This window comes from Eisenbergiella tayi (genome assembly GCF_001881565.1).
GTDB classification, from domain to species: Bacteria; Bacillota; Clostridia; order Lachnospirales; family Lachnospiraceae; genus Eisenbergiella; species Eisenbergiella tayi.
Genome location: NZ_MPDJ01000019.1, coordinates 29362 through 37112, shown reverse-complemented (window position 1 = coordinate 37112; position 7751 = coordinate 29362). Strand labels below are relative to the sequence as shown.

The window sequence follows — 7751 nt, the reverse complement described above, 5'->3', positions numbered from 1 at the left end:
GTCCTACCGGATCCCGGGTCGGGCTTTGGGTCGGGGCCGCATTGTCCCGATAAATCCGCTCCTTTTTCCGCCTGTCTCTTGTACCCATCTTGCTGTGTGTAAGGGCCAGGGCCTGCCCCGTGGCTCCTGCCGTTCGCCTGCTGCCCTGCGGCCTTCCCCTGTGGGACAGCGCCCGGCAAGGATTCCTGTAAGGGGCGTTATAAGCACGCCGGTCCTTAGGCTGCGTCCTGTGCAGCCTTAGTACCGCTGCGTGATTATCCGAGCGAGAGCGTCCCCTGCAAGGAACCTTGCCGGGCGCTGTCCCACAGGGGAAGGCAGCAGGGCAGCAGGAGAACGGCAGGAGCCACGGGGCAGGCCCAGGCAGCGGCTGAAGGCTGTACGGTTACTGCTTATCAGCATCCCACCATGATTTTGTTTGCCATATCTTTTCCAATGGCTACCCTGGAATCTTTAACATTCACAATCATGCTGCCGTTCATTTCAGATACAACCGTTACGACACCGCCGGCCACAAACCCCAGATTTTCCAGGAATCTTCTGGTTTCCTCTTTTCCGCCAACCTTGCGTATTACATTCGGTTCGCCCGCATTCACCAAAGTCAATGGCATAAGCTTCATCCTCTTTCCTTTTTGATTTTGAGAATTGTTTTCATTACCTGTCTCTTCTTGGTTAGTATATGCTAACTTCCATTAGTTGTCAATATTCTTATTGATAGTTTTTTCTCAACAGCGGGCAGATAAAAAGTCCTGCACAGGAACCTTGCAGCGCAGCAGCCCACGCAGAAAGACCGGGAGAGGAAACCAGGCGGCAGAAAGAACAGGGACAGGCCGCGCCGGACTTTTTTATCTGTATACGTTTCCTGGGGTATGGAAAATGCATTGCTATTTGCAGGGAAAAACTATATAATTACAAAAACAAATTCGCGGCACAGACAGGGAGAAAAGGCATGGATCGGCAAATGGGGGAAATATTAAGGAAACAGGAGCAGCAGGAACAAAAGGCGTATCGATCTGCAGAAATGCTGGTCGATATGATGCGGTCTGATTTCGTAAACAGCACTGAGGTTCTTTCCATGCTGGATCAAAATGCTGCCCATCTGCCTGAACTTTTCCGCTTGACAGACGCTCCGGTATGGCCCTTTGACGGAAAAAGCATTCCGATCCGCCGCTCGGAACAATTTGCTGCGGCCAAGCACACGCTGTGCCAGATACCGTACTTCCACAGCCACGATGGCTGCGAACTGATCTATGTATTCCGCGGCTGCTGTAAACAGCACTTTATTCCGGCCGATACCACTCTTGTTCTGCGGGAAAAACAGGCTTGCCTCGTGCATCCGGGCGCCATTCATGCAATAGAGCGGTGTCATGAGTAGGACATTATTCTGAAATTTATGATTCCATCCTCTTTTTTTGAGGAAACAGGCTCTCCCGCTGTCAGTATACCGGGAACACCTGTTACCGTATTTGACAGGTGTTCCCCAAAGGTTGACTTTTATATGCAGACTCTGCTCGTTGAGGCATGTACCCGGTGTGCGTTCTGGCAGCAGGCCGTACACAGTTATTTGATCTTGCTTTTCATTGAGTTAACCCGAAGACAGGCGGAGCCCTCCGGCGAACTATCAGCGCGGCTTAACTCCTATCTTTCCAGCCATTTACGGGATGCCACATTAAGCGGCTTTGCCGCCTCCATCGGTTATAGCGCCGATCATGCCGGACGGCTTCTCCGAATGGAAACCGGGAAGAATTTTTCCCATGCGGCTGCGGCGGTAAAGATGCAGGCTGCAGCGGAATTACTGGCCCGGACCGATGACCCGATAGAGACTATAGCCTATACTCTGGGATATACCTCCCCATCCGGCCTGTATAAGCAGTTTGAACGCATATACGGCATGCCGCCAGGCAGTTACCGTAAGCTGTGGAACCATCAGGCAACATGACGGATCAGGATAGAAAGCTGCCCGCCCGGGATAAAGACATCGGGCGGGCTCTTTTTTATAATAGGAATAAAATTGACCGCCGGGAGGACGACTGATGAAAAGCAAGACAAAGAATCGATTGACGGAATCGGAAATACACGCATTAGTGAAGCTGCATTTTGGGTGTGAGCCGGAAGAAATCCGGGAACTGAAGGGAGGAATGTTCAATGCGATCTACCGTATGCGGTTATCCTCTTCCGGACGTGACGTAGTGCTGAAAGCAGGGGTTATCCCCGGCACTCCGCTGTTGAGTTACGAACAGGATATCATGCCGGTTGAAGTTGCATGTTACCGTCTGATTCAGGAGCAGACATCCGTACCTGTGCCGGAAGTACTGGCCTTTGATTTCAGCAAACGGCAGATTGCAGGCAATTATTTTTTTATGACGGCATTGGAGGGCGTTCCTCTTTCCGATGTCATAAAGAAACTGCGCCCGGACGAGATAGCTCATATCCGGGAACAGCAGGCAGAATATCTGGAACAACTGCATCACATAGAGGGACCATATTTCGGATATTTTACAGAAGATTTATCCCGTCAGTATGCCACATGGGAAGAAGCCTTCCGGGCAATGTTCCGCCAGCTGTTACAGGATGCCCATACGCATAACATACGCCTGCCTTACAACAGGATCGAAGCCGCACTGCGCAAAAATGCCTCACTTTTGACAGAACCAAAAAAGCCCTGCCTTGTGGAATTCGACTGTCATGAAGGCAACATTTTTGTAAAGGATACCGGACATGGTTATGAAATCGAAGGCATTCTGGATTTTGAACGCTCCTTTTGGGGAGATCCTTTCGCGGATTTTCCGGCCGCATTCGTCTTTACGGATGATGTCCGGCGTGAAAAGGCTTTTCTTGCGGCCTATCTGAAGGCAAGCCGCCGTACCGCCTACACGGCTGCAGATGCGCGGCGCGGCCAACTGTACCGCCTTTACCTGATGACCATAATGGCTTCGGAAGTCTTTCGTTACGGTTTCTTCTATGGGAAGCTGCAGGGACTGTGGGCGAAGGTTCAAATACGCAAATGCCTGAAAACCCTTAGTCAAGCCGATCACAGTGAGGATTGAAATGAAAACCAAACCCAGGATACGGCAAAACAAAGACAAACTCTCTTACATGGAAAACGCCCCCGTAGGACAGTTGATATGGGAAATGTCGGCTCCATCCATCGTTGGGGTTCTGGCCTATAACGCCTACAATTTATTTGATACCCTATTCATCTCTCAATGGGCCGGAACCGCCGCCGTAGGAGGCGTAAGCGTATCTTTCCCTTTCTTTCTTTTTCTGTCCGCTGTTTCCTCTACGGTGGGCAGCGGAGCGGCATCTGTTATTTCACGGGAGCTTGGCCGGCAGAATATGGAACGGGCGGCGAAAACCGCTGCGAATGCCTTTATGCTTTTTTATGCTTCGGCACTGTTTGTTACTGTGTTTGGTCTGCTGTTTTTGGATGAGCTTTTACATATGATCGGCGTGACTGAAACACTGATGCCCTATGCAAAGCAATATACCGGAATCATACTGATCGGCGCGGTAACAAGCACCGGATTTTCCAGTTTGATCCGGGCCGAAGGCAGCAGCCGTTATGCCATGTTAATCTGGGTTATCCCTCTGTCCGCGAACATCCTGTTAGATTTGCTATTTATATTCGGCCTTAAAATGGGGGTTGCCGGGGCGGCTCTCGGAACGGTGCTGTCTCAGTGTATTTCGATGGGAATGAGTTTCTATTATTTTTTCCTGTCCGGCAGGAGCCGGCTGCACATTCAATTGAAGCACTTCCGTCCTGACATGACGCTGCTTCGGGAGATTGTTTTTATCGGCTTTCCTTCCTTTTTACAGTTATCCGGCACAAGCTTTTCCCTGATCGCAGCCAACCGGTTTCTCAAACAGTATGGGGACGATCTAGCAATCAGTGTTTATGGACTCGTCAATAAGATTGACGTATTCTTCCGCTTTCCGGTCAGCGGCCTGATACAGGGTATCCAGCCAATTATCGGCCAAAACTACGGGGCGGGAAAAAGAAACCGCGTCCGGGAAATTATGAAATTGTCAGGTGTCGTTACGGCAGCGTATGGAATTCTTATCTGCATGATAACCGCCTTCTGTTCCCCGCAGTTAATGCGGGTGTTCACTTCGGACAGTGACGTCATTACACTCGGCAGCCATGTACTGCCTCCGGTCATGACGGAGATGCTGTTCCTCGGTATGCAGTCCCTGCTGACCTGTTATTTTCAGGCCACAGGCCGCAAAGCAGTATCCTTTCTGCTTGTATTCTGCAATCAGTTTCTATGCTTTATTCCTGCCGCATGGATTTTGGCAGCGCTGTTCGGCCTTTCCGGGATCTGGTATGCTTTTCCTGTATCAGCGGCATTTTCTCTGGGTATCACCGTCTGTATTTCTTTATGGGCACAGCCTCTGTATGGGAAATTCCGGCAAATGCATCATAATTCGTAATTGCATTTGCTGTTCCATCTGATATATGCTATACTAACTTCAATTAGTTTACAATAATAAGCTGCTTTACAAAAAGAATTGGAGGTGAGTAGTTTGGCAGTAGGGGAATCCTCCGAAAATTATCTGGAGACTATATTAATACTCAGCAAAGCGCATCCGGTGGTCCGCTCCGTTGATATTGCGGAAGAATTGGGCTTCAAGAAATCAAGTGTCAGCGTAGCCATGAAAAACCTGAGAGAGCTGGGGCATATCACCGTATCCAAAGAAGGTTTTATCAATCTGACTGCTTCCGGCCGTGAAATCGCCGATATGATTTATGAAAGGCATCAGCTGCTTTCCGCATGGCTTGTAAAGCTCGGTGTAGACGAGAAAACTGCATCCGAGGACGCATGCAAGATTGAGCATGTTATCAGTAAGGAAAGTTTTGAGGCGATTAAGAAACACGTAAATAAGAAATAAACCAAAAGGTATCCCCGGGCGAAAAAAGCGCCTGCGAGATACCTTTTTATGATTGATAATATACCCAAACCAGAGAAAGAACCCGTGCATGCTCTTCCGGCTATCCCTTTTCTTCTGTTTTCAATAATTCCTCCAGGGTATGCCAGCCTAAAACCGCACATTTTACCCGCGCGGGCATGTGGGCAACATCCTGAAGGCATACCGCTTCCTCAAGTTCTTCCAGTTCTTCCGGCGCCGCCTGTCCCTGAATCATTTTCAGGAAAATACCCGTCACCCTTCCGGCCTCTTCCTTTGTTTTTCCAATCACCAAATCAAGCATCATATCCGCCGAAGCCTGGGAAATGGCGCAGCCGTTTCCGTGAAAGGCGCCGTCTGCAACCATTCCGTTTTCTATTTTCAGCTGCAGCACGATATCGTCCCCGCAGCTGGGATTCACCCCTTCCAGTTCCAACTCCGCATCCGGCAGGGTATGCTTGTGAGCGGGGTTCCTGTTATGGTCCAGCAGTATTTCCTGATAAAAGGTTTTATTCTCCATATCCCATTTTCCTCCTTACCTGTGACAGGCTTTCCGTAAAAGCCCTTATTTCTTCCGCTGTGTTATAAAACGAGATGCTGGCGCGGACCGTGGAGGGAACCTTCAGATATTCCATCAGCGGCTGGGCACAGTGGTGCCCCGCGCGTACGGCAATATGATCCGCGTCCAGAATGGAGGCCACATCATGGGGATGGACGTCCTCCACCGTAAAGGTAAGGATCCCGCAGTGTTCCCCGGCATCCCGGGAGCCCAGGACACGGATTCCCGGAATTTGCTCCATCTGTTCCAATGCGAGGGCCGTGAGCCGGTTTTCCCTTTCCTGAAGGGTTTTCCAGCCTATTCCTTCCAGATACCTGATTGCAGCGCCCAACGCCGCGGCTCCGGCTGCATTTACCGTCCCGGCCTCAAATTTATGGGGAAGAGGCGCATATACGGCATCATATCTTCCTACCCGTTCTATCATTTCCCCGCCTGTGAGAAAGGGCGGCATATCCTGAAGCAGTTCTTCTTTTCCATAGAGGACACCTATTCCCATGGGCGCCATGAGCTTATGTCCGGAAAATGCGAGAAAATCCACATCCAGCTCCTGAACGTTTATGGGAATATGCGGCGCGCTCTGTGCGGCATCTGCCACCACTACGGCGCCGTGCTCATGAGCGATGCGGACGATTTCCTTTATAGGGTTCTCTCTTCCGAACACATTGGAAACCTGTGTGACAGCCGCCAGCCTGGTGCGGGGTGTAAAGGCTTTGCGGATCTGCTCCTCCGTCAGCTCCCCGTCCTGGCCGCACTCCAGGAATTTCAGTTCCGCTCCCGTCCTGCGCGACACCATCTGCCAGGGCAGGAGATTGCTGTGGTGCTCCATGATGCTCACCAGGATTTCATCTCCGGGGCCCAGGCGGTTTAAGCCGTAGCTGTAAGCCACCAGGTTCAGCGCTTCTGTAGTATTTCTGGTAAAAATAATTTCCTCCGCTTTCCCCGCATGAAGAAAGCCCTGCACGCATTTTCTCGCCTTTTCATATGCATCCGTGGCCTCCAGCCCCAGCTCGTACAGGCCCCTTAACGGATTGGCATTCGTTTTTTCATAAAAATTCCTTTCTGCTTCCAGAACACAGGCCGGCCGTTGGGAGGTTGCCGCATTGTCCAGATAAATCAGCTCCTTTTTCTGCTGAAATATGGGAAAATCCTTTCGGAAGTCCTTTTCTTCGTTTCTGTTATCCATTATGGCCTCCTTCTTCCAGATAGGCCTGTACCTTTTCCACCAGGGCTTCATCCGGTATTTTACTGCAGACAGCATCAATGCCCGCCCGGGCCATCATATCGCAGGCTTCTTCCCTGCTCAATCCTCTGGAACAGAAATAGAACAGCTTTTCTTCATCCATACGTCCTGCCGTAGCCCCATGGCTTCCCTGTACCTTTTCTTCTCCGCATAATATCAGCGGGATCGTCCGGTTCACCACTTCATCCCCCAGCAGAAGCACTTCTTCTTTTTCCGCGCCCTCCGCGCCGGCACAGCCCTTTCGAAAATCAATCGTTCCCCGGAAAAGCTTGGATGCGTTATCCCGAAGCACGCCTTTTGCCTCAATCAGGCTTTCCGTCTTCTTTCCGTAATGCTCCGCTGTATAGTTCATATCAAGCTTCTGATTTTTTGTTCCCAGATAGCCTATGGCGGTCTGCATCCGGCTTCCGTCTCCTGCCAGGTTAACGCTGCCGCCCGCGTAGATATTCCTGGCTCCCAGGAAAAGCTGAACCAATTCTATGGAGGCTCCCTCCTCACAGGCTCCTCCCACATCATTCAGGTATCCGTACTCCTTTCCCAGAAGCTGGACCTGTATCAGACGTATCCTGGCGTCCTTTTCGGCATAAAGCCTGGTTTGGAATCCGGCTGTGCCTCCGGCCTGCCGGGCAGAGTCCGCTTCCATAATTACCGTGACGCTGCTGCCTTCTTCCGCATACACATAGGCCGCATACAGGCCATGTTCCCCTTCCTTGCAGGGAAAAGCCAGTTTCACAGGGGCTTCCGGTTTTTCCCCTTTTTTAACCCGGATAATTTCCACCGGAGTGCCGCTTTCTCTTATCAGCTCCTCCATATCCGGCCCCATGCCCGTGGCAATATCCCGGAAACCGGCCTCCACCATTCCGGTGCTCATGCCCCTGATACAGGATATGCCTTCCTTCGGCAGTGTCAGCACAGGTCCGTCCGCCGGTTTGTCCCGGCTAAGCAGGACGGTATCTATATCGGAAAGACTGCTTTCGTTCATGTGCAGCCAGTTCCATGTCCGCACAGACAGTCTGTTTATTTTCATTTCTGTTCCCTGTTTCATTTTTC

9 protein-coding genes are annotated in these 7751 nt (G+C 50.9%); 5 read left to right on the top strand and 4 right to left on the bottom strand.

Annotation, left to right across the window (positions count from 1 at the left end):
* Nucleotides 1-392: 392 nt before the first annotated feature.
* On the bottom strand, nt 393-608 hold the full coding sequence (locus tag BLA28_RS32700; RefSeq protein ID WP_176726839.1) for a FeoA family protein: 216 nt from the start codon (nt 606-608) through the stop codon (nt 393-395).
* A gap of 338 nt (nt 609-946) precedes the next feature.
* Here BLA28_RS32700 and BLA28_RS32695 point away from each other — a divergent pair, with 338 nt between their 5' ends.
* The 5 genes from BLA28_RS32695 to BLA28_RS32675 all read left to right on the top strand — a co-directional run bounded on the left by BLA28_RS32695 (nt 947) and on the right by BLA28_RS32675 (nt 4887).
* Entirely contained in the window at nt 947-1372 is a 426-nt protein-coding gene (locus BLA28_RS32695) for a cupin domain-containing protein (RefSeq protein WP_143131530.1), read from the top strand.
* Between the two features lie 18 nt (nt 1373-1390).
* Nucleotides 1391-1936 carry a helix-turn-helix domain-containing protein gene (locus tag BLA28_RS32690; RefSeq protein WP_071699756.1) on the top strand — a complete coding sequence of 182 codons (546 nt, stop codon included), beginning with the start codon at nt 1391-1393 and terminating at the stop codon, nt 1934-1936.
* A 94-nt stretch (nt 1937-2030) separates the two neighbouring features.
* Nucleotides 2031-3044 (top strand): phosphotransferase family protein, encoded by a 1014-nt coding sequence (locus BLA28_RS32685; protein WP_069158848.1) that lies wholly within the window; start codon nt 2031-2033, stop codon nt 3042-3044.
* Between the two features lies 1 nt (nt 3045).
* Nucleotides 3046-4428, top strand: coding sequence for an MATE family efflux transporter (locus BLA28_RS32680; protein ID WP_069158847.1), 1383 nt, complete (start codon nt 3046-3048; stop codon nt 4426-4428).
* 93 nt (nt 4429-4521) lie between these two features.
* On the top strand, nt 4522-4887 hold the full coding sequence (locus tag BLA28_RS32675; RefSeq protein WP_044969522.1) for a metal-dependent transcriptional regulator: 366 nt from the start codon (nt 4522-4524) through the stop codon (nt 4885-4887).
* 100 nt (nt 4888-4987) lie between these two features.
* Here the strand turns inward: BLA28_RS32675 and sufU are convergent, their stop codons facing one another.
* From sufU to BLA28_RS32660, 3 genes are read right to left on the bottom strand one after another with little or no spacing between them, the layout of a single operon-like run.
* Nucleotides 4988-5422 (bottom strand): Fe-S cluster assembly sulfur transfer protein SufU, encoded by a 435-nt coding sequence (sufU, locus tag BLA28_RS32670; protein WP_069158846.1) that lies wholly within the window; start codon nt 5420-5422, stop codon nt 4988-4990.
* The gene (locus tag BLA28_RS32665) at nt 5412-6644 is read right to left on the bottom strand and encodes an aminotransferase class V-fold PLP-dependent enzyme (protein WP_069158845.1); all 1233 of its coding nucleotides are present in this window, start codon (nt 6642-6644) and stop codon (nt 5412-5414) included. The genes sufU and BLA28_RS32665 overlap by 11 nt, the downstream gene beginning before the upstream one ends.
* Complete coding sequence (locus BLA28_RS32660) at nt 6637-7746, bottom strand: SufB/SufD family protein (RefSeq protein WP_069158844.1); 1110 nt, start codon at nt 7744-7746, stop codon at nt 6637-6639. Before BLA28_RS32660 ends, BLA28_RS32665 begins: the two co-directional genes overlap by 8 nt.
* Nucleotides 7747-7751: the final 5 nt, after the last annotated feature.